Below are 23,965 nucleotides of genomic sequence, written 5' to 3' on the forward strand. Positions count from 1 at the left end.
AATGAGGACGATGCGACGCACTGCCGCCCTCCTGGGGGCGGCTGTTCTGCTGGCAGGTCTGGGGACCGCCACTGCCTCCGCGGCGAAGCTGGGTAAACCGGCGACGGCGACCCCGAAGATCCAGTCGATCTGTTCGCTGGACCTCGGCTCGATCACCGCGAACGGCAACTATGTCGACCAGGTGGTGTCCGCCGCGAGCCCGCCGGTCGCGAGCGAACGCCGGGTCGGTCCGCAGGTCGCCCAGCCGGGCGAGACGCGGGCGAGCGCGACGTGGGAGTTCAAGCCCGAACCCGAGGGCGGCAGCTCGGACAGCGGCTACGCGCTGTACGGCGACACGCTCTACAGCACTGTCATCAACAACGTGCCGGGCGGCCCGTGGTGGGGCCGCGGGCTCGCGATGGAAGACATGGGCGCCTACACCTCGATCGCACGGGCGGCGTACCCGAAGGGCGACTCGCCGACGCGGCAGTACTTCTACGCGCTGCGCAACGACGGATCGCTGGCGCGCTGGAAGCTCGACAAGACAGGGTTCCACCCGCTCGGCACGTACGCCGGCTTCTCGGCCGTGAAGACGATGACGCTGATCAGCACGACGTCGACGTACGACACCTTCCTGGCCACGACCAAGGCCGGCGCGCTGTACACGATCCACATCCCGACCACGTCGCCGCTGACGCCGGTCGTGAAGGTCGTCCGGTCGTCGACCTGGCAGGGCTTCGAGGCGATCGTCGCGGAGAAGTGCGGCACGCAGTCCACGCTGCTCGCCGCGATCGACACCGACACCGGATCGGCGTACCTGTACGCCATTGGCCACGCCAACGGTACGGCCACCGTCATCCAGAGCCTGGGCAAGGTCCCGGGCACCTTCAACGACCCGGTCTACTTCCTGCGCACCTCGCAGGCAGGCACTCCGCTGAACGGCGAGTGACGGGCTAGTGCTGTGGATCCCAACGGGCGTCGCGCAGGTTCACGCGTCCGTTGGTGATCCGCACCCCGTCCGACCGCAGGCGATGGAGCTGCTCGTCGCCGACCTCTTCAGCCGGTACGCCGGACGCGCGGATCACCCGCCACCACGGCACGCTGGCGCCGTACTCGCGCATGATCGCGCCGACCTGACGCGGCCCGCCCTGTCCGACGTACTCGGCGATATCGCCGTACGTCGCGACGCTGCCCTCCGGAATCGACTCGACCGCCTGCAGAACGGCCTCGACGTACTGCTCCCTGTCCACGGATCCAAATCTAGGTGAGAGGCGCGAGCGCCTTCGCGAGTGGCTCAAGGACCGACGGGTGCGCGTCCAGCGGCAGGTTCATGATCACCAGGTCGACGCCGGCCTCGCCGTACGCCGCTGCCTCGGCGACCGCCTTGTCGAGTGGGCTGTCCGGGTCGATGCGGACGTTCACCGAGCAGGTGATCTCGTTGACGTCGCGGCCGGCCTCCTCGCAGCGCTGGACCAGGACGTCCTTGAGGGACTTCCACTCCTCCGGGTTCGGGACGATCACGTTCCACTGCTGGGCCCACCGGGCGACCGCGCGGAGCGTCCGCTTCGGGCCCTTGCCGCCGATGGTGATCGGCGGGTGCGGGGTCTGCACCGGCTTGGGGTTGCAGTAGGCGTCGGTGAGCTTGATGTACTTGCCGTCGAAGTTCGCGACCTTCTCGGTGAGCAGCGCGATCATCGCCTCGGTGCCCTCGTCGAAACGGTCGAAGCGCTCCTTCAACGGATACAGGTCGATGCCGTACGCCGCGGTCTCCATCTCGTTCCAGCCGGCGCCGATGCCGAGCTCGAGCCGGCCGTTGCTGATGATGTCCGTGGTCGCCGCCATGTTCGCGAGGACGGCGGGATGCCGGTAGATCATTCCGGTCACCTGGCAGCCGACGCGGATCCGCGACGTCGCCTGCGCCAGCGCGGCGAGCGTCGTCCAGGCCTCCAGGTTCGGGCCCTGCATGTCACCGGTGAGCGGGTAGAAATGATCCCAGTGCCAGGCGGACTCGAAGATCTCGAACTGGTCCGCCGCGACCCACACGTCCCGCATCTGCTGCCAGGTGGTGTGTTCCGGCCTGGTCTTGATCGCGAACCGCATCCCGCGCCTCCCTAAAAGGGGAACCGTTTCCCGGATGCGACATTACCAACTAGCCGACGCACAGGGACGTGATCGGGCGGCTCTGCTGAAGGACCGTCACCACCGTGAAGACCTCGGAGACGACCGCGGCCACCGCGGTCCAGAACAGGATCAGCACGAGCGTCTGCCGGCTGCGCCCGAACCACCGCAGCAGCAAGAACAGTGCCACCGCCCCGACCGCCACGCCGGTGAAGCTGAGCACGAAAGCACCCGTCGGCAGCGGCAGCGTGCCGTCGCAGGCAGCATGCCGGCGGCGGGACAACTCGGTCTCGGCGTTGGCGCTCGTCAGTGACATCAGCACGCCGGCCACGATCAGGCCGAACACCACCCCCTGGTGCCGGCGGGCCGGACGGCCGTCCGCCTCCTCCCCCATGGGAGGCGTCTAGTCGAGGCCGAGGCGCGCGCGAACCTCCGGGCGCCGCAACGGTGGGACGGTCTGCGGCGGGGTCCGGCGGGCCGGCATCTCCTGCAGCAGTTGTTCGGTGATCTTCGCGACCTCGGTGGCCGCGCGCTCGATCGGGCCGCGCGTGGTCGCACTCAGCGAGCCGACGCCGGTCACCTTTCGCACGTACTGCAGCGCCGCGGCGTAGATCTCGTCAGAGGTCGCGGACGGCTCGAGTCCCCGGAGCACGGTGATGTTTCTGCACATGCCACGACATTACGTGCCCCGAGGGACAAGCACCTCAAAAACCACCCGCCCCTCGATCCGCTCAGGGCGGGGAATAAGGAAGGGCCCCTCCCGCTCTGGGCGGGGAATGAGGAAGCCCTCGCGCTCGGAGCGGGAACGAGGAAGGCCCTCGCGCTCGGGGCAGGGAGTGGGGAAGGGCCCCTCGCGCTCGGGGCGGGGAACGAGGAAAGGGCTCTCGCGGTCGGGGTGGGGACGGGAAGCCTACGAGGTATTGACTTTCCTAACGGTATTAGGTTTTCCTCAAGGTATGAGCACTACTGCGCCGGATCGGCGGATGCGCCGTCGGCAGGAGACGATGGGTGAGATTCTCGATGTCGCCGTCGAACTGATGGAGGTGGAGGGCGTTGCGGCGCTGAGTTTGTCCGCGATTGCCCGTCGGCTGGGTATGCAGCCGCCGTCGCTCTACCAGTACTTCCCGTCGAAGATGGCGATCTACGACGCGCTCTTCGAGCGTGGCGCCCGGCAGCTCAGGGACGCGCATCGCGCCTCCCTGGCGACGGCCACCACGCCCGATCCGTTCGCGAACGACCTGATCGCGGTCAGCGCGTTCTGCCGCTGGTGCATGGAGCACCAGATCTACTCGCAGATCTTGTTCTGGCGGACGATCCCCGGCTTCGAGCCGAGCCCGGAGGCGTTCGCCCCGGCCCAGGAAACCCTGCAGGACCTCCGGGACCACCTCGCGGCGGCGGTGGACGCCGGCCGCCTGCACCCGGACGCCACGAGCGAGGAGGGCATCGCCCTCTACACCTCCTTGACCGCCGGCCTGCTCTCGCAACAGATCGCGAACGAGCCGGATGCGTCGTTCGACGACGGACGCTTCATCAGGCTGCTGCCCGTCGTCCTCGAGATGTTCTACCAACGCTATGCACCAATCAGGGGGACAACATGACCGCAGTACTCGCGGAACAGATCGGGCGGGCCGACCGCCCGCGGTGCCGGGCTCACCGGGACGCCGAGCTCCAGGCGTGGCACGACTTGCTCGCGACAATCGAGGGGGACGAGTGGCATCGCCGTACGGTCTGCGACGAGTGGGACGTCGCGGACATCGCCGGCCACCTCATCGGGCAGGCCGAGGACGTGCTGCGGCCGTTGTCGTTCCCGCGCCGGTTCCGCAAGGGGAAGCGGGTCTATCCCGGCATCCCCCGGTTCGACGCACACATGAGGGTGCAGGCCGACGAGCACCGCGGTACGCCGCCGGCCGAACTCCGCGAGCAGTTCGACCAGTTGTGGGCGAGGGCGAGCGAACGGATCTCGCGCAATCCCGAGTTGATGCGGCGGATGACGATGCAGGTCGACGACGTGCCGCGGATGTCGCTGGGCTACGTGCGGGACATCCTGCTCGCCCGTGACCTGTGGATGCACCGCGACGACGTGTGCCAGGCCCTCGGACGCCCGTTCGACGCGGGACCGTACGCCGTGGAGATGATCGCCCAGGTCGTCTACGACCTCGAAGCCGCCGGACCCTTCTGGGGTGACCGCCCGGCCGTCGTCCTGGAGCTCACCGGGCAGGGAGGTGGGACCTACCGGCTCGGGAGGGAGCAGCCGGTAGGCACCGCCTCGATCGACGCGGTCGCGTACATGCGAACGCTGTCCGGTCGCGACGACAACCCTGTGCTCACAGGCGATCCGGCCGCCGTCGAGGCAGTGGCCACTTGCCGGATGGACTTCTAGAAACTGAGGGGGCCGGAGGCCGGCCCCCTCAGCACGCCTAGTAGGACGGCTGGCTCGGGTCGATCTGGTCGACCCAGGCGACCACGCCGCCGCCGACGTGGACGGCGTCGGAGAAGCCCGCACCCTTGGCGATGGCGAGGACCTCGGCCGAGCGGACGCCGGACTTGCAGTGGAAGACCAACTGCTTGTCCTGTGGCAGCTTCTCCAGCGCGACACCGGTCTGGAAGTCGGCCTTCGGGATCAGCACCGAGCCCGGGATCCGGTTGATCTCGTACTCGTTCGGCTCGCGGACGTCGATCAGCACGAAGTCCTTCTCGCCGTTGTCCTTGAGCTTGATCCACTCGCTCAGCTGCTTCACCGAGATCGTCGAGCCGACGGCCGCGTCGGCCGCCTCCTCGGTGATCGCGCCGCAGAAGCTCTCGTAGTCGATCAGCTCGGTGACGGTCGGGTTCTCACCGCAGATCGCGCAGTTCGGGTCCTTGCGGACCTTCAGCGAACGCCAGTTGAGGTCGAGCGCCTCGTAGATGTTCAGCCGGCCGAGCGACGGGTCGCCGATGCCGGTGAGCAGCTTAATCGCCTCGGTCACCTGCGCCGCGCCGACGGACGCGCACAGCACGCCGAGGACGCCGCCTTCGGCGCAGGACGGAACCATGCCGGGTGGCGGGGGCTCCGGGTAGAGGCAGCGGTAGCACGGGCCGTTGTCGGCCCAGAAGACGCTGACCTGGCCGTCGAAGCGGAAGATCGAACCCCAGACGTACGGCTTGTGCAGCAGTACGGCGGCGTCGTTGACCAGGTAGCGGGTGGCGAAGTTGTCGGTGCCGTCCACGATCAGGTCGTACTGCTCGAAGATCTCGAACACATTGTCGTTGTCCAGCCGGGTCTCGTGCAGGACGACGTTCGTGTACGGGTTGGCCTCGAGGATGGACTCCTTGGCCGACTGGGCCTTGGACTTGCCCACGTCGGACTGGCCGTGGATGATCTGGCGCTGCAGGTTGGACTCGTCGACGGTGTCGAACTCGACGATGCCGAGGGTGCCGACACCGGCGGCAGCCAGGTACAGCAGCGCGGGGCTGCCGAGGCCGCCGGCGCCGATCACCAGCACCTTGGCGTTCTTCAGCCGCTTCTGCCCGGCCATCCCGACCTCGGGGATGATCAGGTGCCGCGAGTACCGCCGCACCTCGTCGATCGTGAGCTCGTCGGCCGGTTCGACCAGCGGTGGCAGTGACACGTTGTCGGCTCCTCAGGAAGACGTCGGACGGGATCTCCGGTTTTCAACCATCTCTCCCACCCCCAATGTTCCCGCACATCCCAAGCGACCCCTCGCGGAGTCCACATCCCGGGCCGGGTGTCTCAGGAACGAGACGTGCCGGGCGCCCCCAGGGTGCCCGGCACGTCGGTGTACTAGTCGTTGTCGATGATCGTTCCTGTGAGGGTCATCGGGACCTTCAGCTCGGCGCCGTCGACCTGCTGGACGACCGCGCTGAACGTTTCCGCCGGTTCCTTGACCTTGTCGTCGAGGATCTTCACGGACAGCTCGCCGGTGGTCTGCCCCGGCTCGACGTACCCGTCGATGGAGCGGTCGACCGGGCCGGTGCCGTCGTCGTTGGCGGACGTGTAGTCCTTGCGGATCACCGCCGTACCGTCCTTGAGCACTCCGCTGAACGACACGTACTTGTCGCTCGGAGCGGACAGCTTGACTCCGAAGTTGACCACGCCGGTCTTCTCGGGCGTCTTCAGGTTGCTCAGGGTCAGCGTCGGCGTCGGGTCGTCGTCCAGGACCAGACCGTGGCCGAAGGAGTCGTTCAGCAGGGCGTCGTACGGCGCGGACAGCACCAGGCTGAACGGCAGGTCGTAGCTGTCCCGCGTGTTCCCCGTGATCGGCACAGTCACCTTTTGCCGCACCTGTCCCGGCTTGAACACCAGCTGCCGGCCGACGTCCCCGACGCTCTCGCCGAGGTCGCCGTTCGTTTCGACGTACACGCTGACCGGCCGGACACTCGGCCGCGACATGGTCACCCAGAAGTCGACCGCGTGCGTGCCCTGGTCGCCTTCCTTCACAGTGACGCTCGACGCGGACAGCTTCGGCAGCAGCGCCGCAGGCACCGGCAGGCCCAGGCCCGGCGACGAGAAGGCCAGATCGCTCACGTACGCCGACCCGCTGGCCGTCCTGTCCGTACGCAGCTCCACCGCACGCACATCGCGCAGGTCGATGCCCTTCAACGACGACAACGGGATGCGGACCGTCCGGAGCAGGTTCTTCGGCAGACCGCTGTCGTTGCCGCCCGGCATCCGCACCAGCGCGTCACTGACCGCAGACACGGGTACGACGGCCGCCCGCCCGTGTCCGTCGACGACGTGAACGCTCAGGTCGGTCTTGGGTGCGGCGGCCGGGTCCGGTGCGGCGCGGAACGTCAGCGCGGCAACCCGCCGTACGTCGCGCTCCCCTGCCGGCACATTGACTCGCACTACACCGTTTGTCCCGGTCCACTTCAGCTTGGTGACCGCAGTGGTCGGCGTCTTGGCCGCGAACCACGCTGCACCCCAGTGCGGCGCGTTGGACCAGTCATCCGTCGCCATACAGGTCGGCGTCGAGGCTCGGAGAGCAGTAGTGGTCACGCCGGCGCAGACTGTCGCCGACACCTTCCCAGTGACCGCTCCGGCCGGCAATGACTTGTCGAGAGGATTCAGAACCCGTCCCTGCGACACCACTCGTACGACGGCCTTGCCCGCGGACGCTGCTCGCGAGTCCGATCCGTCGAACTGCGGCAGGAACTGCTTCTCATGCCCCAACTGCAAGCGGAAGAACCCAGCGACGTACGCCGTACCGACGGCCTGCTGTTCCTTCGGCGTCAAGCGGCCCGGGTACTTCGCACCGCACGGTGACGCCTTCTCGTCGCCGAACCAGTCGTCGTTCGACGGCGCGACGGACTGCCCCGGCGTCCACTCGGTGTTGAAGAAGTTGTGGTTGGCGCCCAGGACCGTGACGGTCGAGCGCGATGCGGTGTCGCCTCCGACGGAGTACCGGGTGTCGTCGTAGAACTTCTGTCCCTGCAGGTCGGACACGTCACCGTCGCAGTACGGCAGTACGACGCTCATCGCCACACCTGGAACGGTTGCACGCGCGAAGTCGGTCGGCGCGAGCGGTAGCACCGCACGGATGCCGTACTGACCGCCGCGGTCAGCGTTGAGCACCGCGGCGCGCGCGACACCCTCACCGCCTCGCGAGTGACCCATCAGGCCCACGTTCCGCAGGTCGATCTTGCCGACGAACCTGGTGCCGAACGGTCCGCCGCCGATCGTCGACCACTTCCGCCACAACGCGAGATGGTCGAGGATCAGCTCGGCCCGCGCCTGCGCGCCCGCGTCGTACGCATCGCTGTCCCAAGCGTTGATGGCATTGGCGCTGATCGACACGACCTGGTAGCCGTTACTGGCCAGCGCTTTCGCCGGTCCGTCGTACCCGCGGTAGCTCGGGATCGCCTTCATACCCGGCGGGCACGGCCAGGGCTTGTCGTCGTCGGACGGGTGGGTTGGTTCGCCGTAGCAGACCTCGTGCCGGCCGTGCAGGAAGACAACCAGTGGCCGCGGACCGACCGCACCACGCGGCGAGTACACCTTGCCGAGCAGCTCCGAGCGGTGGCCGAGGCCTGGCAGGTAGATGGCCTCGTTGCCGAGGTTGTACTCCGCTGTGTCGACCTTGTACTTCCCCAGTGCGCCAGGGTCTGCCGGCAACAGCGGACCACGCTGCGCCTTCAACCAGTAGGCGTCGGTCGGGCCGGCCGCGGCGATGCCTCGACTCAGGCCGGACTGCTTACCCAGGTCGCCAGACCAGACCAGGCGTACGTCGTGGGCCTTCAGCACGGCCGGGTCAGCGCTGACCAGTGTCAGCGACTTGCGGTCCGGCGACTGATTCGCGACGCCCAGTGGTTTGCCGTCAACCTCCAGCAGCGGAAGGGACGCGCGCATCGGCGCGGGTGTGTCCAGGTGCAGCGTGAGCTGGTAGCCGCCGGTCACCGGCCGCACGTCCCATTGATTGCCTTTAGCAACTGATGGGAGTGTTGGCGGTGCGGCGGTGGCGGTGAGTGTCCCCACACCCAGCAGTGCGACCATCCCCAGCGACAGACTTCGGGCGGTTCTGCCGATCACTCGCACAGTGGTCCTCTCGTTTGTTCGACAAGTCATCTGTAGTACTTGTCAGGCGAGAGGAAAGTTGACCGGACCCGTCGCTCAGTCGTGTCTCAGTCGGGCGTCGGATTCGACTCGATCAATTGGCGGAAAGCCCGAGCGACCTCGGCCGGATGCTCCATCTGCGCGACGTGCCCGGACTGCGGCAGATAGAGCAGTCGTGCGTTCGGAAACGTGCGCTGGGCCTTGGTGCGGATCCTTGCGTCGACCAGTCGGTCCCTGCCGCCGTAGATCAAGAGGACCGGGCACTCCACCTTGGCGGCGTCTGCCCACAGCGACCGGCGCGGCCTGGCCAGCGACGACCGCAGGATGCTCCGTGCGCCGTCCAGCGTCGCCTGCCGGCCCCACGGGTCGGTGTCGCGCCGGTGCAACTCCGCCTCGTACGCCGCCCGTACCTCGGGCGCCAGCGACCGCGGATCGCCGAACACCATTGCCAGCGAGGCCTGGAACCGCCGCTCGAACGGCAGCCGCGCCGACCTCTCCAGTACGGCGGGACCGAGCCGGGGCGTAGCCAGCGCCGTGAACCACAACGCGCTGGCCGATACCCGCGGATGCGGCAGCGCCGGCGAGACCAACGTCAACGAGGCCACCAGATCAGGACGCAGCGCAGCCAGCGCGACCGACGACGCGCCGCCCATCGAGTTCCCGAACACGTGCACCGGCTGGTCGTACTCACGCTCCAGCAGCTCGACCAGGACCGCGGCCTGCTCCGAGATCCCGGCTGCGCCCGACAGCGGCGTACGGCCGAATCCGGGGAGGTCGGGGGCGATGCCGCGGATCGTGTCGTTGAGCATCAGGCCCAGGGCGGTCCAGTTCAGTGACGATCCGCCGAGGCCGTGCACGAACAGGGCGGGCGGGAGGTCCGGCGCCGCGCCAGGCAGGTCCCTGACCAGCAGATCCACCCCCGCGACCGGCACCCGCCGCTCCGGCCACCGCTTCAGCTCCGGGGGCACGCCGTCCCCGGTTACTGGCCCGTAACTATCCACGGCACCCATGTTAGAACGCCCCGTAGGTGGAGACTGGGACGCATGGCGGGCGCGCAGCAGCAGCTGACGACCGAGGTGGACGGGCAGACCATGAAGCTCACCAACCTCGGCAAGGTGCTGTATCCACAGACCGGGTTCACCAAGGCCGAAGTGATCGACTACTACCACCAGGTGGCCGAGCTCCTGCTCCCCCACCTGAGCGATCGGCCCTTGACCCGCAAACGGTGGCCCGACGGCACCGAGGCGGCGTACTTCTTCGAGAAGAACGCACCCCGCGGTACGCCAGACTGGGTGCGCACCGAGACGCTGCCTACACCGGGGAGCTCGACCGGTCGCGACGAGGCCGAGTTCGTGGTGTGTGACGACGTACAGACCGTGGTGTGGCTGGCGAACCTGGCCGCACTCGAGCTGCACGTGCCGCAGTGGCGGATCGGTCTCTCGGACGGCGGCAAGGACCCGAAGGCCGACCTGATCGTGTTCGACCTCGACCCCGGCCCGGGCGCGACGATTGTCGAGTGCTGCGATGTGGCACTGGCACTCCGGGAGCTGTTGGGGCATTTCGGCCTCGAGGGCTGGCCGAAGACGTCCGGGAACAAAGGCATGCACCTGTACGTGCCGATCGAGCCTGCGTCGTCCCGGCTGACCAGTGCGTTCGCCAAACAGCTGGCAGAGCAGTTGGCGGAGGCACTGCCGGAGAATGTGACCGCCAACATGACCAAGGCGCTCCGGCCTGGCAAGGTATTCATCGACTGGAGTCAGAACGCCAGCGCGAAGACCACGCTGGCGCCGTACTCGCTCCGCGGCTCCGACGAGCCACGGGTCTCCACACCGATCGACTGGGACGAGGTGGCGTCGGCCACGTCACCGGACGACCTCCGGTTCCTCCCGCACGACGTACTGGCCCGGATCGAAGAGTACGGCGACGTGCTCGAGGGCCTGTACGACGATCCGCAGCCGCTACCTACCTGAGCCAGGAGGCGACATGTCAGAGACCGACTTCGAAGGTCCGGACTACGACCCGGCCTTCGATGCCGAGTACGACACCGAGCAGGACCCACTGGACGAGGTCGTCGAGGAGGACGTGCCCGCCGACGCCAACCCCGCGGACGTGGAGGAACAACGCCGTGAGGTCGGTGACGACGAGGAAGAGGACTACCGCTGACAGCTCCCGCGGCGAAACAGCGATCGGACAGCGATGGGACATGGTTCGGCGGGGAAGCTACTGGTCAGGAGGACTGCTGGGTAGGATTCGGTGAACACCACCTGAAGGAGCGCCACCGTGTCGACCACTCCGGAGACAGCACCCAAGCGTGGGAGCCGCCTGCCCCGGCTGGCTCGGCGCGCGCAATTGCTCGAGGCGGCCCAGGAGGTGTTCGTCGCGAACGGCTACCACGCCGCCGCGATGGACGACATCGCCGACCGGGCCGGCGTCTCCAAGCCGGTCCTGTACCAGCACTTCCCCGGCAAGCTCGAGCTCTACCTGGCGCTGCTGGACACCTCCTGCGACGCGATCGTCGCCTCCGTGCAGGACGCGCTGAAGTCGACCGAGGACAACAAGCTCCGGGTCGCGGCGACCATGCACGCGTTCTACGACTACGTGGCGAACGCGCAGGGCGCCTTCCGGCTGGTGTTCGAGTCCGACCTGACCAACGAGCCCGCTGTGCGCGAGCGGGTCGACCGGGTCACCCAGGCCTGCGCCGAGGCGGTGTCCGAGGTGATCAGCGCGGACGCCGGCCTGAGCCGTGAGCAGTCGATGGTGCTGGCCGTCAGCCTGGTCGGGATGGCGCAGGTCAGCGCGCGGTACTGGCTGGGTGAGGGCAACCCCTCGATCCCCCAGGAGCACGCCGCCGACCTGGTCGCTTCGCTCGCCTGGCGCGGCATCCGGGGCTTCCCCCGGACCGACAGCTGAGGACCGGTCCGGAGTTCTGCTCTGGGCGGACGGGTGAGAGCCCGGCGGCGGCAGCGGATAGGCTCGAAAGCGTTACCGGCGAGAGCCGCCGGTCGGAACGTGCCCGGAGGGTTTCGTGGAGGTCAAGATCGGCGTCCAGCACGCCAATCGTGAGTTGGTGCTGGAGAGCGAGCAGAGCCCGGAAGAGGTCCAGGAACTGGTGGCTGAGGCCCTCGCCGGCAAGACCGGTCTGCTGCAGCTGACGGACGAGAAGGGCCGCCGGGTGCTGATCCCGGCCGACCGGCTGGCGTACGTCGAGATCGGTGAGGTGTCGACCCGCAAGGTCGGGTTCGGCGCGATCTGATCGCGGTCCGGACACAGTCGAGCGTGTCCGGGTTGCGGAGGGCGGTCGAAGGGGCACGATGGCGGTAAGACCTGCCGCGTGATTGGTCTGGTTGTCACGGGGCACCAGGTACGTGCAGGTCCGCCATCCCTCACAAGGAGGAACCGTGTACTGGGTCTGGATGATCATCGTCAGTCTCATCGCGGGCATCATCTTCGGGCCGTTGGCCCGGCTGGTGCTCCCCGGCAAGCAGAACATCAGCCTCGGCTGGACCATCCTCGGCGGCGGAATCGGCGCCTTCATCGGTGGTCTGATCGCCTACTTCCTCGGCGTCAAGGACACATCGGGCCCGGACTGGATCCAGTACCTGATCCAGATCATCTGCGCCGCGATCGTGATCGCGATCATCTCGTCGCGCAACAGCAAGGCCAGAACCGCCTAGTCCAGGCGCAACCCAACGGCCGCCGCCCCACCAGGGGCAGGCGGCCGTTGCCGTGTCAGGCCTGCAGGCCCAGGGCTGTCATCCGGGCCGTGTGGGCCTCGGTCAAACGAGTGAACATGCGGCCGATGGCGGCCAGGTCGAGGCCGGGGCGGTCGACGCTGCCGGCCAGCAGCGCGGTCAGGGAGTCGCGGTCGGCAGCGATGCGCTGGGCCTGGCTGAGAGCTTCACCGACCAGCCGGCGGCCCCAGAGCGCGAGCCGGCCGCCCACCTTCGGGTCCTCCTCGATGGCGGCGCGGACGCGGTCGACGACGAACTCGGCCTGGCCCGAGTCGCCGAAGACGTCCAGCACCAGGGCCCGGGTCTCCGCGTCGACGAACGAGGCGATCTCCCGGTAGAAGTCGTTCGCCAGGCCGTCCCCGACGTACGCCTTGACCAGGCCCTCGAGCCAGTCCGACGGCGCGGTGTGGTCGTGGAACGCGTCCAGCGGCGTCACGAACGGCTGCATCGCGTCCATCGGGTCCACGCCGAGCTCCACCAGCCGGTCCCGGAGTCGCTGGAAGTGGCCGAACTCGGTGGTCGCCAGCGCCGCCAGCTCCGCCTTGTCGTTCAGGTTCGACGCCAGTTTCGCGTCCTCGGCCATCCGCTCGAACGCCGTCAACTCGCCGTACGCGAGCACTCCCAGCAGATCCACCGCCGCGGCCCGGTAGGCGGGATCATCAAAGGCCGTCTGCTCCATGCGCCGCACCCTATCTCTCCGCCCCTTCCAGTGGTGGGTGCCGCGGCAGCGTTCGAGTGGCGCAAACCACACGAAGCGGCGTTGACAGGTTGAGCGGTTACACTGGTGGGCGATTCGCCGGTGACGCGCCCAGATGGGCAAGCTGGTGCGAGGTGCTTGCACAGTGTCCCCGCGCCTCAGGTAACAAGGCGCCCGGCCCCTGAGCAATCTGTCCGCACAAGCATGTGAGAGGCGATCAGCCTGACCACCTTCCGAGAGCTCGGCGTGCTGCCCGAGATCTGCGACGCGCTCGACCGCGTCAACATCGTGGAGCCGTTTCCGATCCAGGAAATGACACTCCCCGTCGCCCTGATGGGCACCGACCTGATCGGCCAGGCCCGGACCGGGACCGGCAAGACGCTCGGCTTCGGGATCCCGTTGCTGCAGCGCACGATCTCCCCCGGCGAGCCCGACTACGAGGAGCTCGCCGCTCCCGGCAAACCGCAGGCGCTGGTCGTCACCCCGACCCGCGAGCTGACCATCCAGGTCGCCAAGGACCTGATGACCGCGTCCACCGTGCGTACGGTGCGCGTGCTGACCATCTACGGCGGCGTCGCGTACGAGCCGCAGCTGGACGCGCTGAAGAACGGCGTCGACGTCGTCGTCGGTACGCCGGGACGCCTGCTCGACCTGGCGAACCGCGGCGTTCTCGACCTCGGCCACATCAAGGTGCTCGTTCTCGACGAGGCCGACGAGATGCTCGACCTGGGCTTCCTGCCCGACGTGGAACGCATTCTGCGCAAGACCCCCGAGCTGCGGCAGACGATGTTGTTCTCGGCAACGATGCCGTCGGCCGTCATCGGGCTGGCCCGGACCCACATGCGGCACCCGCTGAACATCCGGGCCGAGTCGCACGAGGACACCCAGATGGTGCCGACCACGGCACAGTTCGTCTACCGGGCGCACGATCTGGACAAGCCCGAGGTGGTGGCGCGGATCCTGCAGGCCGAGGACCGCGGCCGGGTGATGATCTTCTGCCGGACCAAGCGCGAGGCGTCCCGGCTCACCGACGACCTGCAGGACCGCGGGTTCAAGGCGGCTGCGATCCACGGTGACCTGAACCAGCAGGCGCGCGAGCGGGCGCTGACCCGGTTCCGCGGCGACAAGATCGACGTACTGGTCTGTACTGACGTCGCGGCGCGCGGGATCGATGTCGAGGGCGTCACGCACGTCATCAACAACACCTGCCCCGAGGACGAGAAGACCTACATCCACCGGATCGGGCGGACCGGGCGCGCGGGTGCGAGCGGCATCGCCGTCACCTTCGTCGACTGGCCGGACGTGACCCGGTGGAAGGTGATCAACAAGGCGCTCGACCTGCCGTACGAGGACCCGCAGGAGATCTACTCCACGTCCCCGGAGCTGTACCACGACCTGGGCATCCCGTCGGACGCCAAGGGCCGGATCCGCGCACCGCAGGCACGCGAGGCCCGTGAGTCGCGCGAGGACGCACCGCGTGGTCGTCGCGGCGGTACGTCGGAACGGTCCGAGGGTCGCGCCGGGGGCCGCTCCGACAGCAAGTCCGAGGGTCGCTCGGAGAGGTCCGAGGGTCGTTCCGACGGCGATGGAGCTCGCTCGGGGCGGAAGCGGAACCGGTCACGGAAGCGCACCCGGGCCGGGCAGCCGGTCGAGGAGCTCGCCGACGTCACCACCAGGACCGAGGTCCCGCCGGCCACCGAAGCCGTGCAGGACGAGGACCGCAAGCCCCGCAAACGCGCCCGCACCCGCAAGTCGGCCGAGGCCCCGCAGACGCAGCCCGTCGAGTCGGCTCAGGCACAGGACGCCCCGCAGGCGCAGCCCGTCGAGTCGGCGGCTGAGGTCGAGCTGACCGACGCACCGACCGAGAAAAAGCCGGCCAAGCGGACCCGCACCCGCAAGAGCGCCGAAGCGAAGCCGGAAGCCGATGTGACGGCAGCCGAGCCGACTGCTGACATGGCGGCGGACGCGGGCGACAAGCCTGTGAAGCGGACCCGAACACGGAAGGCCGCGGCAGCGAAGGTAGCTGAGCCGACGACCGAGGCGAACGCCGCAGAAGCGGAGGCGGGCGACAAGCCGGTCAAGCGGACGCGGACCCGAAAGGCCGCCGCGGCGAAGACGACTGAAGCGACTACTGAGAACGACGCCGGGGAGAAGCCGGTTAAGCGGGTTCGGAAGGCGGCTGCGAAGAAGGCTGCTGGGCCGGCGACGACGCCGATCTTCAGTGCGCCGGAGTAACTGTTTCCGAACGGTGATCTGAGCCTGCAACACCCAGCCCCGCGTGGGCCGTCCTAGGGCGGTAACCACGAGAGAGGGGCTGGGTGATGGGGCGGATCAGAGCGGTAACAGCCGTGCTGGCCACAGCGGGGATCGTGCTGCTGTCCGGCTGTGGAGCCAGCGGCAACGACAGCGGGACGAGCGACGCCGCGCCCGCGCAGAAGCAGGGCGCCGAGGCAAGCGACGGCAACGCGAGCCAGGCGAAGCCGCAGGTCCCCGCGCAGCCACCGGCCGGGAAGTCCCAGGCGAGTGGCACCGACGACCCGACGCTCACGCGGGCGATCATCAAGACCGGTTCGCTGACGGTCGAGGGTGACGACGTCTCGGACATGCGCCAGAAGGCGGTCCTCGCGATCGCCGGCCTGGACGGTCAGGTCTCGTCCGAGGACACCGGCAGCGACCCCGACGGCAAGGTCACCCGGGCCAACCTCGTCCTCAAGGTCCCGACCAAGTCGTTCGAGACCGCGATCCAGCGGCTCTCCGACCTGGGCAAACGCCTGCAGATCCACCAGGAGTCCACCGACGTCACCGAGCAGGTCGTCGACGTCGCGAGCCGGATCGAGTCCCAGCGCGCCAGCCTGGAGCGGATGCGCGCACTGATGACCAAGGCGAACACGATCGCCGAGATCGTCTCGGTCGAGAGCGAACTCACCCGGCGCGAGTCCGACCTGGAAGCGCTCCTGGCCAAGCAGAAGAACCTGTCCCTGCAGACCGATCTCGCGACGCTGACGTTGACGCTGACCGAGAAGGGCAAGCCGCCGGTGCAGACCGAACCCACGCAGGACAAGGGTTTCCTGGCCGGTCTGAAGGGCGGCTGGCACGCGTTCACCGCCGTCTTCTCGGCGCTCGCGACCGCGGTCGGCGCGATGCTGCCGTTCCTCGTGCTGCTCGCGATCATCGCCGTACCGCTGTGGCGGTTCCGGCACCGGCTGCAGCGCAAGCAGCCAACCGCGGGTCAGTGAAGCAGGGTGCCGGCCAACGCCCGGTAGGCCTTCGCACCGGGCGAGGCCGGCGCCGTAGTGAGGATCGTCTCGCCGATCGCCGGCGCCTCTGCGAAGCGGATCGACTTCGGGATCGGCGGCTGCAGTACGTCGAGCGAGTACGTGTCCGCGATCGTGTCCAGCACCGCGCGGGCATGCGTCGTGCGTGCGTCGTACAGCGTCGGGAGCACGCCGAGGACATGCAGGCCGGGGTTGGTCAGCCGCTGGACGTCGTACACGGTGTCAAGTAGTTGCCCTACGCCACGATGTGCCAAGGTCTCGCACTGCAAGGGAATCAGCACGTCGGACGCCGCCGACAGCCCGTTCACGGTGAGCAGGCCGAGCGTCGGCGGGCAGTCCACGATGATCCAGTCGTACGACGAAACCAGCGGCCGCAAGGCGGTCCGTAGTACCTGCTCCGGGCTGGTCTCGCGGGCGAGCTGCACCTCGGCGTGTGCCAGCTCGATCGTGGCCGGCACCAGGTCCGGCGCGTCGTCGAACTCGACCAGTACGTCGCGTGCCTTCACGCCGCCGCGCAGCACGTGGTGGATCGACTTGTCGAGGTCCTCGGGATCGATGCCGACCGAGAACGTCAGGCACGCCTGCGGGTCCAGGTCGACGAGCAGCACCCGTTGGCCGAGCTCGCCCAGGGCTGCACCGAGGGTGGCGACGGTGGTCGTCTTGGCCACGCCGCCCTTCTGATTGGCAACCGCGAGAGTGCGAGGCACCCGGCCATTGTGCCGCACTGCGGAACGGCCTCCTACAGGGGCGGACCAACGCAGCGGTTACCCTCTTGACTTGTGAGTACGCCGCGTACGCTGACGCTGCCCGACGGGGTGCACCCCGAGACGCTTGAGACCGATCGTGGCTCGTTCGCCACGCTCACCGCGGTGCCGCAGATCGGTACGCCGCTCGGCACTGTCCTGCTCGTGCCGGGGTGGACCGGGAGCAAAGAGGACTTCACTCCGCTGGTCGATCACCTCTGCCGGTACGGGTGGCGGACTGTGGCAGTCGACCAGCGCGGTCAGTACGAGACGGCCGGGCCGGCGGACAAGTCGGCGTACTCGCTGGCTGAGCTCGGCGCGGACGTGGTGGCGATGAGCAAGGCACTCGGCGGCTACAGCCAGCTGGTCGGGCACTCGTTCGGTGGACTGGTTGCACGAGAGGCCGTGCTGACCGACCCGTCCGTGTTCTCCACGATCACGCTGCTCTGCTCCGGGCCGGCCGCGTTCACCGATGAGCAGACGCTGCAGAGCCTGCAGATGCTCGCGTTCGGGCTGGAGAACCTGCCGATCGAGCAGGTGTACGACCTGAAGCTCGGACACGACCGCGAGGCTCCGGGGTACGTCGCTCCGCCGGACGACGTCGCCGCCTTCCTCCGGGCGCGCTTCACCGGCAACGTGCCGATCAGCCTCGCCGAGATCACTCGGCGGCTGACGGACGCGGAGGACAAGACCGATCAGCTCGCCAAGTCCGGCGTACGCACACAGGTCCTGTACGGCGAGACCGACGACGGCTGGCCGATCCCTGTGCAGGAGGCGATGGCCGCGGCGCTCGGCGTCAAGGCGGAGGTCGTCCCCGACGCCGGTCACTCACCGGCCATCGATCAGCCGGCCGCCACCGCCCGCCTGCTGGTCGACTTCTTCCACGACTACCCGAGCCTGGCCACCCAGGCCTAGCTGACCGGTCGAACGTCGGGGCGAAGGTCCAGCAGGTCCAGGCCGACCGGAGCGAGGGCGGCCTTCACCTTTTCGGTGTAGACGAGCAGCGAGATCGGTGCGCGGGCGCCGTCCATCCCGGCACCGCCGTACTGGTACGCACCGAGGTCCTTACGCGGGAGGATCTTGTCCAGTTCAGTCCGGACGCGATCGCTGTCGGCGTTGCTCATCAGGACGGGGGCGACGCAGAGGTTCCCGCTGTAGACCTTCTCGAACGCCGCCCGGAGCGCCGTGACATCGCCGTGCGCTACGCCGAGCATCATCACGACCGGGGCATTGCGTGAGGTGCCGTTCGGGTAGTAGGTGGTCGGGCCGTACACCTGGCCGGCGTTCGCGGCGAGGAACGACTTCACCGCGGGCGAGGCGATGTTGCTCGGCTTCGACGGCCAACCACCTGCCGGTGCGGCGCACGGAAGTTTCGGAAGCGGCGTTGGCGCAGGCGTGATCGGAGCCGACTGCTGCTGTACGTCGATAGCGCCGTCGCGCCAGATGCCGCTGACCGTCGCGCTCCCGGTCCGGACGCCCTTGATCGTCGTCATGCCGGTGATCTGGTCGAGGTCCAAGCCGTTGAGCTTGACCGCGAAGGGGTCGGGGCAACTCGGTGCCGGCTCCTTACCAGGCGGGTAGCCGATGCCCGCTACCGCGAGCGGCGCGCAGAAGACCGGCGTCTTGCCCGGGACCGCGATGATCTGGCCGCTCACCTGCACCTTGTCGCCGGGCTTGACCAGCAGCTCGTCGTTCGCCTGTTGGTTGCTTGGGGCAAACGACTGCGGCGGGCTCTGCGGCCGGTCCGGCTGGTTCGGGAGTACGGCGATGATGCCTGCGGCAACGACCGCCACACTTGCGGCCGCGAGCGCCGGCACCCAGCGGCGCGGCTTGCGGCCGCCGCTCAGCATGTACTCGAGATCGGGCTCGGGCGGCGCCTCCTGATCGGCCCGCCACCGAGCGCCCGCCCGCGTCAGCAGGTCGTCGATCTCGTCGGTCGGCTTCATTCTGTGACCTCCAGCAAGGTGCGGAGCCGGGAGCGGGCGTCCGAGAGGGTCGACTTGACGGTGCCTTCGGAGCAGCCCATCACGGCTGCCGTGTCGGCGATCGACAGGTCGGCGAAGTAGTAACAGTCGACCGCGAGCCGCTGCCGCTCGGACAGCGACATGATCGCGTGGTCGACATCCATCCGCGCGTCAAGATCCGGACGGGACACCGGGGCGGCGTCGGGCGCATCGATCAGCGACAAGGACGGGCCTGTGCGCATCCGGCGTACCGCTTTGCGGGCCTGGTCCGCGGTGATCGCGAGCAGCCAGGCCGACGGCGTGCCGCGGCTCGCGTCGTACTGCGAGCGCTTGGACCACGCCCGCGCGAGCGCCTCCTGCACGATGTCGTCCCGATCCGCCCCAACCGCCAACCGCGCCGCCAGGCGAGCCATCGCGCCCAGATGCGGCCGCACCCACCGCGCGAACCCCGGCCCGTCCCCCGGAGGCACCGTCACACCGGCCACAGGCTCACCCGTCATCGTCGGCATACCTTCTCTACCCCCGAATCACCCGCCCGGTTGGGTCCTTACCCGCATTCCAACGACCCCACCACCCCGAGGTCACCACCCACCCCGCTTCTGTAACCCACCCGACTTATCCACAGATCCCCAAACCCACCCCACAGCCCCCACCCAATTCCCTACGGTCAAAGAAAGCCAACCACACCAAGGGGGAACCAGATGCCATCCGGGCCGGATCATCCGCCCGACCTCGCTGCCCTCCGCCGAGCCTTCGAGGCCGGCCGCCCACTCGACTGGGGCGACGACCCGCTCGCCCCGGCCGACATGGCCAGGCGCTACGGCACGAAGGCGACCAGAAAGAGCATCGAACTGCTCCGGCAAACAGCTCAGATCGAACCACGAGTCACCGCCCAGTTCCTCGCCTCGATTCCCACCGGCAGCTCGCCGTACCAGCTCAGCCGCCGGGTGAAATCGCCGGAGTCGCTGGCCCGCAAGCTCCGGACCTGGTCCGACGCGAACAACCGGAACCCGGTCGAGGACCTTCTCCGGTACACGGTGCTGACCGAATCGCCCGACGAGCTTGTCGCGTCGACGCGCAGTACGACCGAGGCGCTGACAGCTCAGGGGTGGCGGGTTCTGTACGCGATGCATTCCTACACGGACGGCTCGCGGTACAAAGGCATTCACGCCCACTTCCGCACGCCGGACATCGATCGACTCGAGGTGCAATGGCACTCCGTCAGGTCCGCGGCGGGCAAGGAGCTCACCACCCGCTGGTACGAGGTCGAACGCAGTCTCACCACCTCGGACGACGAGCGGACCGCCGCACGGCAGAAGTGCGTGGAAGCATCCGCTCAGCTCCGGACGCCGCCCGGGATCGATGCCCTCACGGAGCTGGGCGGAAGGCGCGTCAAGGTTCACAACTACAGTGACTCCAGACAAATGGTGACCGACCGACGACCCGCCGCGACCGGACCGGGAAGACGACCGAGGACAGATCAGGACCGAGGCGAGGGGATCGCGCGATGAAGCTCTACCTGGTGAAAGAGGACGACCGGCTGGTGTGGGTGGCCGCCTTGGCGCACGAGCACATGTACTCGTACGTCGCGAACACCGGGAAGTTCCACGACAACAATGCCCTGCGCAACGACTACTACATGGAGCGCTGGTTCACCTACGAGGCGATCGGTCCAGCTGACGCGCGCCGGTTGATCAGCCAGGGCGTCGGCACCCTCGACGAGGACGAACACAGCGACTCCCTCGCCGCCTGGCGCGCCGACCCGAGCCCCATCGACCCCGCCGACGTACTCTCCATCGCCGCCGGGTACACCGAGTAGTCGCGGGCTGCCGGCATCGACAGAACGGGACTTCACTATGACGCGGTTGTTCTTGGTCAAGGATGGCGACAAGGAGCTGTGGGTGGCGGCGTTGGTGGACGAGGATGTGTGGACGTACGTCGGGAACACCGGGAAGTTCCACTACAACGAGGGTGCTCGGCACGACTACTACTTTCTGAACGAGCTGCAGTACGTCGATATCGGGATCGCCGAGGCCAAACGGCTGATCCGGGCCGGGGTGGGGACGGTCGACGAAGCGGAGTTGCCGGGACCGGTGCAGCGGTGGCGTGAAGATCCGAAGGGCATGGATCCCGAGGTCGTCTTCGCCTCGATGGCCGCCGACCTCGCTTAGTCGCGGGCTACGAAGAGGCTGGGGCGTAGAGCTGGGTGATGACGGATTCGATGGTGGGTTCGGCTACGGAGAGGTCGACCAGGGGGTAGTTGGCGGCGATCTGGGCCAGGAGGGGGGCGGCGCTGGTGGTGGGTGGGAATGTCAGGTGCTGGCGGGGGCCGTCGACCTTGGTGACGGTGGCGCCTTCTACGGCGATGGGTGGGAGCGAGGTTGCGAGGTCGACGACCAGGGTGCGGGGGGCGGACTGGCTGGACCTCAGGCCGTCGAGGGTGCCGTCGAAGATCTGGTGGCCGTGGTCGATGACCATGACCCTGGTGCAGAGGGCCTCGATGTCGTCGAGGTCGTGGGTGGTGAGGATGATCGTCGTACGCCGGTCCGCGTTGATCTCGGCGAGGAACTCGCGGAGCCGGGCCTTGCTGATCACGTCCAGGCCGATGGTGGGCTCGTCGAGGTAGACGATCTCGGGATCGTGCAGCAGAGCGGCCGCGATGTCGCCGCGCATCCGCTGCCCCAGCGACAGTTGGCGAACGGGTACGTCGAGCAGATCGCCGAGATCCAGCAGCTCCACGAAGGTCGCCAGGTTCTCGCGGTGACGAGCCATCGGGACGCCGTACATCTTCTGCAGGACCGCGAACGAATCCTTCAACGGCAGGTCCCACCACAACGTCGTACGCTGCCCGAACACCACGCCGATCCGCTTCGCCAGCTTCAACCGGTTCCGTGACGGATCCACGCCGGCAACCCGGATCGAGCCGCCCGACGGCACCAGGATCCCGGTCAGCATCTTGATCGTGGTGGACTTCCCGGCGCCGTTCGGGCCGATGTAGCCCATCACCTCCCCCGGCTCGACGGTGAACGACATCCCGTCGACCGCGCGCACCTCACGTCTCGTACGCCGCAACCCGGCGCGTGACGTGACCGTGAAGGCCCGCGACACATCCGACAACTCGATGACAGACATCTCAGCTCCCTGTACTGCGATAGCGACGAAGACCGCCGCGCCAGGCCAGCGACGCGAGCGCGACCATGACGACCGCGACCAGCGGTGACAGCAATCCGATCCAGGACGGCAGCCCCAGCGGGGCCGGCTTACCCAGCAGGAACAGCACCGGGTAGTAGTTGACAAAGGCAAGCGGTACGACGAACGTCACGGCCCGCACGATCTCCTTCCCGAAAACCGCCAGCGGGTACTGCGTCAGCGTCTGCCCGCCGTAGGTGAACGAGTTGGCCAGCTCCGCGGAATCCACCGACACGAACTGGAACGCGGCGCCGAGCACGAAGATCGCGCCGAAGATCACCGATCCGGCCACGATCGACACCGCCAACATGAGGCCGCGGGCAACTGTCCAGTCGACGTCGAGCCGGCTGAACGCGAACACCATCACGACCAGCGCCTGCACCGGCCGGCCGAGCCGCCGCAGCGCGAACCCGTCGGCCGCGGTCTGCAGGAAAGCAGGCACCGGCCGGATCAGGTACGCGTCGAACGTCCCGGTCCGGATCCGCTCCCCGACCCGCTCGATCGACCCGGTGAACAGGTCCGCGATCCCCAGCGTCATCGAGGCCGTTGCGTAGAGCAACGCCATCTCCGCCAGCGAGAACCCGCCGAACGACGAGATGTGGCTGAACATCAGCACGATCGCGACGAAGTCCATCACCGTCAGCACCATCGAGCTGAACAGCATCAGGAAGAACGACGCCGGGTACGCCATCGAGGACCGCACCCACATCATGATCAGCATCCAGTACTGCGAAGGCGCCTGGAGCACGCGCTCAACCACCCTGGATCACCACCTTGCGGGTCGCCACCGACGTCACCAGCAGCGCGAACAGGAACAGCACCGCGATCCAGCCCAGCTGGAAGAGCAGCGCCGGACCCGCCCCGCCGGGGTTCCGGCCGAGCCAGATGTCGATCGGCACCTGCATCGTCGCCGCCCACGGCGTCGCCCGGGCAACCTCTCCGATCCAGCCCGGGAACACCACCAGCGGCAGCACCATCCCCGAGAAGAAGGTCGCCAGCACCAGGGCGAGCTGCTCCATACCCCGCGTGTCGGTGATCCAGAACCCGGACAGCGCGACCAGGTAACGGATCGCGAAGCTGATCAGGATTGCCAGGAACACACCGGCCGCGACCGCGAGCCACGCCGCCGGCGTCGCCGGGAACTTGAGGTCGAAGACCAGCGCTCCGACCAGCAACGGCACCCCGCCACGCGCCAGCAACTGGAACAGCGCCCGCCCGAGGTCGACCGACAGCCACCACAGCAGAAGATGCGTCGGCCGGTACAGATCCACGGCGATCTCACCGCTGCGGACCCGCTCCCCGAGTTCACTCGTCGTCGTGGCGCCCCAGATCCCGACCGACATCAGCAGTCCCTGCTGCAGCCACACGAACGTCAGCGCGTCGTCGACGTCGTACCCGCCCAGGCCGGGGCGCTCGTGCCACAGCGTCAGGTAGATGCCGCACAGGATGAATCCGAACACCGAGTTCGTGAACGTGCCGGACACGGTGGCGATCCGGTACGTCGCGAACCGCCGGAAGGAACGCACTGCGATCGCCCAATACACGCCCATTACAGACCTCCTCTCGCACTTGCGGTGATGTCCGAGAGCACAGCGGCACGCCAAACCGCCCCGGATCCGTCAGGACCCGGGGGTACGGACACCACTGTGAAGGCATGGTTGAACCACGCCGATTGTCAAGGCAGGGAAGGGACCCTACGCCGCGGTCCGCGGAGGCGTC

General features: G+C 68.2%; 28 protein-coding genes. 14 read left to right on the forward strand and 14 right to left on the reverse strand.

Annotation, left to right across the window (positions count from 1 at the left end; genetic code table 11):
* Position 1 precedes the first annotated feature (1 nt).
* On the forward strand, positions 2–928 hold the full coding sequence (locus AB0J62_RS01485; protein ID WP_363862901.1) for a hypothetical protein: 927 nt from the start codon (positions 2–4) through the stop codon (positions 926–928).
* A 4-nt stretch (positions 929–932) separates the two neighbouring features.
* Here the strand turns inward: AB0J62_RS01485 and AB0J62_RS01490 are convergent, their stop codons facing one another.
* Genes AB0J62_RS01490 through AB0J62_RS01505 form a run of 4 tightly spaced genes read right to left on the reverse strand, consistent with a single transcriptional unit; the run spans position 933 to position 2,767 of the window.
* Entirely contained in the window at positions 933–1,229 is a 297-nt protein-coding gene (locus tag AB0J62_RS01490; protein WP_363862904.1) for an MGMT family protein, read from the reverse strand.
* 10 nt (positions 1,230–1,239) lie between these two features.
* Positions 1,240–2,079 carry a TIGR03560 family F420-dependent LLM class oxidoreductase gene (locus AB0J62_RS01495; RefSeq protein WP_363862907.1) on the reverse strand — a complete coding sequence of 280 codons (840 nt, stop codon included), beginning with the start codon at positions 2,077–2,079 and terminating at the stop codon, positions 1,240–1,242.
* A 49-nt stretch (positions 2,080–2,128) separates the two neighbouring features.
* On the reverse strand, positions 2,129–2,491 hold the full coding sequence (locus AB0J62_RS01500; RefSeq protein ID WP_363862910.1) for a hypothetical protein: 363 nt from the start codon (positions 2,489–2,491) through the stop codon (positions 2,129–2,131).
* A gap of 9 nt (positions 2,492–2,500) precedes the next feature.
* Complete coding sequence (locus AB0J62_RS01505) at positions 2,501–2,767, reverse strand: DUF2277 domain-containing protein (protein WP_363862913.1); 267 nt, start codon at positions 2,765–2,767, stop codon at positions 2,501–2,503.
* A 286-nt stretch (positions 2,768–3,053) separates the two neighbouring features.
* Between AB0J62_RS01505 and AB0J62_RS01510 the strand changes: the two genes are divergently transcribed.
* Positions 3,054–3,695 carry a TetR/AcrR family transcriptional regulator gene (locus tag AB0J62_RS01510; RefSeq protein ID WP_363862916.1) on the forward strand — a complete coding sequence of 214 codons (642 nt, stop codon included), beginning with the start codon at positions 3,054–3,056 and terminating at the stop codon, positions 3,693–3,695.
* A complete protein-coding gene (locus tag AB0J62_RS01515) occupies positions 3,692–4,477 on the forward strand; it encodes a maleylpyruvate isomerase family mycothiol-dependent enzyme (protein WP_363862919.1) in 786 nt (261 codons plus the stop codon). Before AB0J62_RS01510 ends, AB0J62_RS01515 begins: the two co-directional genes overlap by 4 nt.
* A gap of 37 nt (positions 4,478–4,514) precedes the next feature.
* Here the strand turns inward: AB0J62_RS01515 and moeZ are convergent, their stop codons facing one another.
* From moeZ to AB0J62_RS01530, 3 genes are all read right to left on the reverse strand, one after another.
* A complete protein-coding gene (moeZ, locus tag AB0J62_RS01520) occupies positions 4,515–5,705 on the reverse strand; it encodes an adenylyltransferase/sulfurtransferase MoeZ (RefSeq protein WP_134108677.1) in 1,191 nt (396 codons plus the stop codon).
* A 173-nt stretch (positions 5,706–5,878) separates the two neighbouring features.
* The gene (locus AB0J62_RS01525; RefSeq protein ID WP_363862923.1) at positions 5,879–8,623 is read right to left on the reverse strand and encodes a Calx-beta domain-containing protein; all 2,745 of its coding nucleotides are present in this window, start codon (positions 8,621–8,623) and stop codon (positions 5,879–5,881) included.
* Positions 8,624–8,715: 92 nt separating this feature from the next.
* The gene (locus AB0J62_RS01530; protein ID WP_363862926.1) at positions 8,716–9,648 is read right to left on the reverse strand and encodes an alpha/beta fold hydrolase; all 933 of its coding nucleotides are present in this window, start codon (positions 9,646–9,648) and stop codon (positions 8,716–8,718) included.
* A 42-nt stretch (positions 9,649–9,690) separates the two neighbouring features.
* Between AB0J62_RS01530 and ligD the strand changes: the two genes are divergently transcribed.
* From ligD to AB0J62_RS01555, 5 genes are all read left to right on the forward strand, one after another.
* Complete coding sequence (gene ligD, locus AB0J62_RS01535) at positions 9,691–10,617, forward strand: non-homologous end-joining DNA ligase (RefSeq protein WP_363862929.1); 927 nt, start codon at positions 9,691–9,693, stop codon at positions 10,615–10,617.
* Between the two features lie 13 nt (positions 10,618–10,630).
* Positions 10,631–10,810 carry a hypothetical protein gene (locus AB0J62_RS01540; protein ID WP_363862932.1) on the forward strand — a complete coding sequence of 60 codons (180 nt, stop codon included), beginning with the start codon at positions 10,631–10,633 and terminating at the stop codon, positions 10,808–10,810.
* A gap of 117 nt (positions 10,811–10,927) precedes the next feature.
* Positions 10,928–11,557 carry a TetR/AcrR family transcriptional regulator gene (locus AB0J62_RS01545; RefSeq protein WP_134108667.1) on the forward strand — a complete coding sequence of 210 codons (630 nt, stop codon included), beginning with the start codon at positions 10,928–10,930 and terminating at the stop codon, positions 11,555–11,557.
* 115 nt (positions 11,558–11,672) lie between these two features.
* Complete coding sequence (locus tag AB0J62_RS01550; RefSeq protein ID WP_130439935.1) at positions 11,673–11,900, forward strand: DUF3107 domain-containing protein; 228 nt, start codon at positions 11,673–11,675, stop codon at positions 11,898–11,900.
* 145 nt (positions 11,901–12,045) lie between these two features.
* Positions 12,046–12,321 carry a GlsB/YeaQ/YmgE family stress response membrane protein gene (locus AB0J62_RS01555; RefSeq protein WP_363862936.1) on the forward strand — a complete coding sequence of 92 codons (276 nt, stop codon included), beginning with the start codon at positions 12,046–12,048 and terminating at the stop codon, positions 12,319–12,321.
* A gap of 55 nt (positions 12,322–12,376) precedes the next feature.
* Here AB0J62_RS01555 and AB0J62_RS01560 read toward each other — a convergent pair whose 3' ends face one another.
* The gene (locus AB0J62_RS01560) at positions 12,377–13,057 is read right to left on the reverse strand and encodes a ferritin-like fold-containing protein (protein ID WP_134108663.1); all 681 of its coding nucleotides are present in this window, start codon (positions 13,055–13,057) and stop codon (positions 12,377–12,379) included.
* A 264-nt stretch (positions 13,058–13,321) separates the two neighbouring features.
* Between AB0J62_RS01560 and AB0J62_RS01565 the strand changes: the two genes are divergently transcribed.
* Together AB0J62_RS01565 and AB0J62_RS01570 are read left to right on the forward strand one after the other, a co-directional pair.
* Positions 13,322–15,310 (forward strand): DEAD/DEAH box helicase, encoded by a 1,989-nt coding sequence (locus tag AB0J62_RS01565; protein ID WP_363862939.1) that lies wholly within the window; start codon positions 13,322–13,324, stop codon positions 15,308–15,310.
* An 86-nt stretch (positions 15,311–15,396) separates the two neighbouring features.
* A complete protein-coding gene (locus tag AB0J62_RS01570; protein WP_363862942.1) occupies positions 15,397–16,311 on the forward strand; it encodes a DUF4349 domain-containing protein in 915 nt (304 codons plus the stop codon).
* On the opposite strand, the gene AB0J62_RS01575 is transcribed toward AB0J62_RS01570, so the two are convergent.
* Positions 16,305–17,057, reverse strand: a complete 753-nt coding sequence (locus tag AB0J62_RS01575) for a ParA family protein (RefSeq protein ID WP_363862945.1) — start codon at positions 17,055–17,057, stop codon at positions 16,305–16,307. The genes AB0J62_RS01570 and AB0J62_RS01575 overlap by 7 nt on opposite strands.
* Before the next feature lie 72 nt (positions 17,058–17,129).
* Here AB0J62_RS01575 and AB0J62_RS01580 point away from each other — a divergent pair, with 72 nt between their 5' ends.
* Positions 17,130–18,008 (forward strand): alpha/beta hydrolase, encoded by an 879-nt coding sequence (locus tag AB0J62_RS01580; protein ID WP_363862948.1) that lies wholly within the window; start codon positions 17,130–17,132, stop codon positions 18,006–18,008.
* Here AB0J62_RS01580 and AB0J62_RS01585 read toward each other — a convergent pair.
* Together AB0J62_RS01585 and AB0J62_RS01590 are read right to left on the reverse strand one after the other, a co-directional pair.
* Entirely contained in the window at positions 18,005–19,039 is a 1,035-nt protein-coding gene (locus AB0J62_RS01585) for a hypothetical protein (protein WP_363862951.1), read from the reverse strand. The two genes, AB0J62_RS01580 and AB0J62_RS01585, sit on opposite strands and share 4 nt — an antisense overlap.
* Positions 19,036–19,557: an RNA polymerase sigma factor gene (locus AB0J62_RS01590; protein ID WP_363862954.1), complete on the reverse strand. Its 522-nt coding sequence runs from the start codon at positions 19,555–19,557 to the stop codon at positions 19,036–19,038. The genes AB0J62_RS01585 and AB0J62_RS01590 overlap by 4 nt, the downstream gene beginning before the upstream one ends.
* Positions 19,558–19,758: 201 nt before the next feature.
* Between AB0J62_RS01590 and AB0J62_RS01595 the strand changes: the two genes are divergently transcribed.
* The 3 genes from AB0J62_RS01595 to AB0J62_RS01605 are packed head-to-tail and all read left to right on the forward strand — an operon-like array spanning position 19,759 to position 21,228.
* On the forward strand, positions 19,759–20,568 hold the full coding sequence (locus tag AB0J62_RS01595) for a hypothetical protein (protein ID WP_363862957.1): 810 nt from the start codon (positions 19,759–19,761) through the stop codon (positions 20,566–20,568).
* A complete protein-coding gene (locus AB0J62_RS01600) occupies positions 20,565–20,876 on the forward strand; it encodes a hypothetical protein (RefSeq protein ID WP_363862960.1) in 312 nt (103 codons plus the stop codon). Before AB0J62_RS01595 ends, AB0J62_RS01600 begins: the two co-directional genes overlap by 4 nt.
* Positions 20,877–20,913: 37 nt before the next feature.
* Positions 20,914–21,228 (forward strand): hypothetical protein, encoded by a 315-nt coding sequence (locus AB0J62_RS01605; protein WP_363862963.1) that lies wholly within the window; start codon positions 20,914–20,916, stop codon positions 21,226–21,228.
* Between the two features lie 7 nt (positions 21,229–21,235).
* On the opposite strand, the gene AB0J62_RS01610 is transcribed toward AB0J62_RS01605, so the two are convergent.
* Genes AB0J62_RS01610 through AB0J62_RS01620 form a run of 3 tightly spaced genes read right to left on the reverse strand, consistent with a single transcriptional unit; the run spans position 21,236 to position 23,796 of the window.
* The gene (locus tag AB0J62_RS01610) at positions 21,236–22,189 is read right to left on the reverse strand and encodes an ATP-binding cassette domain-containing protein (protein ID WP_363862966.1); all 954 of its coding nucleotides are present in this window, start codon (positions 22,187–22,189) and stop codon (positions 21,236–21,238) included.
* A gap of 1 nt (position 22,190) precedes the next feature.
* Positions 22,191–23,006 (reverse strand): ABC transporter permease, encoded by an 816-nt coding sequence (locus AB0J62_RS01615; RefSeq protein ID WP_363862969.1) that lies wholly within the window; start codon positions 23,004–23,006, stop codon positions 22,191–22,193.
* Complete coding sequence (locus AB0J62_RS01620; protein WP_363862972.1) at positions 22,999–23,796, reverse strand: ABC-2 family transporter protein; 798 nt, start codon at positions 23,794–23,796, stop codon at positions 22,999–23,001. Before AB0J62_RS01620 ends, AB0J62_RS01615 begins: the two co-directional genes overlap by 8 nt.
* Between the last annotated feature and the right edge of the window lie 169 nt (positions 23,797–23,965).

Source organism: Kribbella sp. NPDC049584 (genome assembly GCF_040675555.1).
GTDB lineage: Bacteria > Actinomycetota > Actinomycetes > Propionibacteriales > Kribbellaceae > Kribbella.

Coding starts and splice junctions, on each gene's coding strand:
- AB0J62_RS01485 (WP_363862901.1), top strand. CDS start 2: ATGAGGACGATGCGACGCACTGCCGCCCTCCTGGGGGCGGCTGTTCTG.
- AB0J62_RS01495 (WP_363862907.1), bottom strand. CDS start 2,079: ATGCGGTTCGCGATCAAGACCAGGCCGGAACACACCACCTGGCAGCAG.
- AB0J62_RS01500 (WP_363862910.1), bottom strand. CDS start 2,491: ATGGGGGAGGAGGCGGACGGCCGTCCGGCCCGCCGGCACCAGGGGGTG.
- AB0J62_RS01505 (WP_363862913.1), bottom strand. CDS start 2,767: ATGTGCAGAAACATCACCGTGCTCCGGGGACTCGAGCCGTCCGCGACC.
- AB0J62_RS01510 (WP_363862916.1), top strand. CDS start 3,054: ATGAGCACTACTGCGCCGGATCGGCGGATGCGCCGTCGGCAGGAGACG.
- AB0J62_RS01515 (WP_363862919.1), top strand. CDS start 3,692: ATGACCGCAGTACTCGCGGAACAGATCGGGCGGGCCGACCGCCCGCGG.
- ligD (WP_363862929.1), top strand. CDS start 9,691: ATGGCGGGCGCGCAGCAGCAGCTGACGACCGAGGTGGACGGGCAGACC.
- AB0J62_RS01540 (WP_363862932.1), top strand. CDS start 10,631: ATGTCAGAGACCGACTTCGAAGGTCCGGACTACGACCCGGCCTTCGAT.
- AB0J62_RS01560 (WP_134108663.1), bottom strand. CDS start 13,057: ATGGAGCAGACGGCCTTTGATGATCCCGCCTACCGGGCCGCGGCGGTG.
- AB0J62_RS01570 (WP_363862942.1), top strand. CDS start 15,397: ATGGGGCGGATCAGAGCGGTAACAGCCGTGCTGGCCACAGCGGGGATC.
- AB0J62_RS01585 (WP_363862951.1), bottom strand. CDS start 19,039: ATGAAGCCGACCGACGAGATCGACGACCTGCTGACGCGGGCGGGCGCT.
- AB0J62_RS01590 (WP_363862954.1), bottom strand. CDS start 19,557: ATGACGGGTGAGCCTGTGGCCGGTGTGACGGTGCCTCCGGGGGACGGG.
- AB0J62_RS01595 (WP_363862957.1), top strand. CDS start 19,759: ATGCCATCCGGGCCGGATCATCCGCCCGACCTCGCTGCCCTCCGCCGA.
- AB0J62_RS01600 (WP_363862960.1), top strand. CDS start 20,565: ATGAAGCTCTACCTGGTGAAAGAGGACGACCGGCTGGTGTGGGTGGCC.
- AB0J62_RS01605 (WP_363862963.1), top strand. CDS start 20,914: ATGACGCGGTTGTTCTTGGTCAAGGATGGCGACAAGGAGCTGTGGGTG.
- AB0J62_RS01610 (WP_363862966.1), bottom strand. CDS start 22,189: ATGTCTGTCATCGAGTTGTCGGATGTGTCGCGGGCCTTCACGGTCACG.
- AB0J62_RS01620 (WP_363862972.1), bottom strand. CDS start 23,796: ATGGGCGTGTATTGGGCGATCGCAGTGCGTTCCTTCCGGCGGTTCGCG.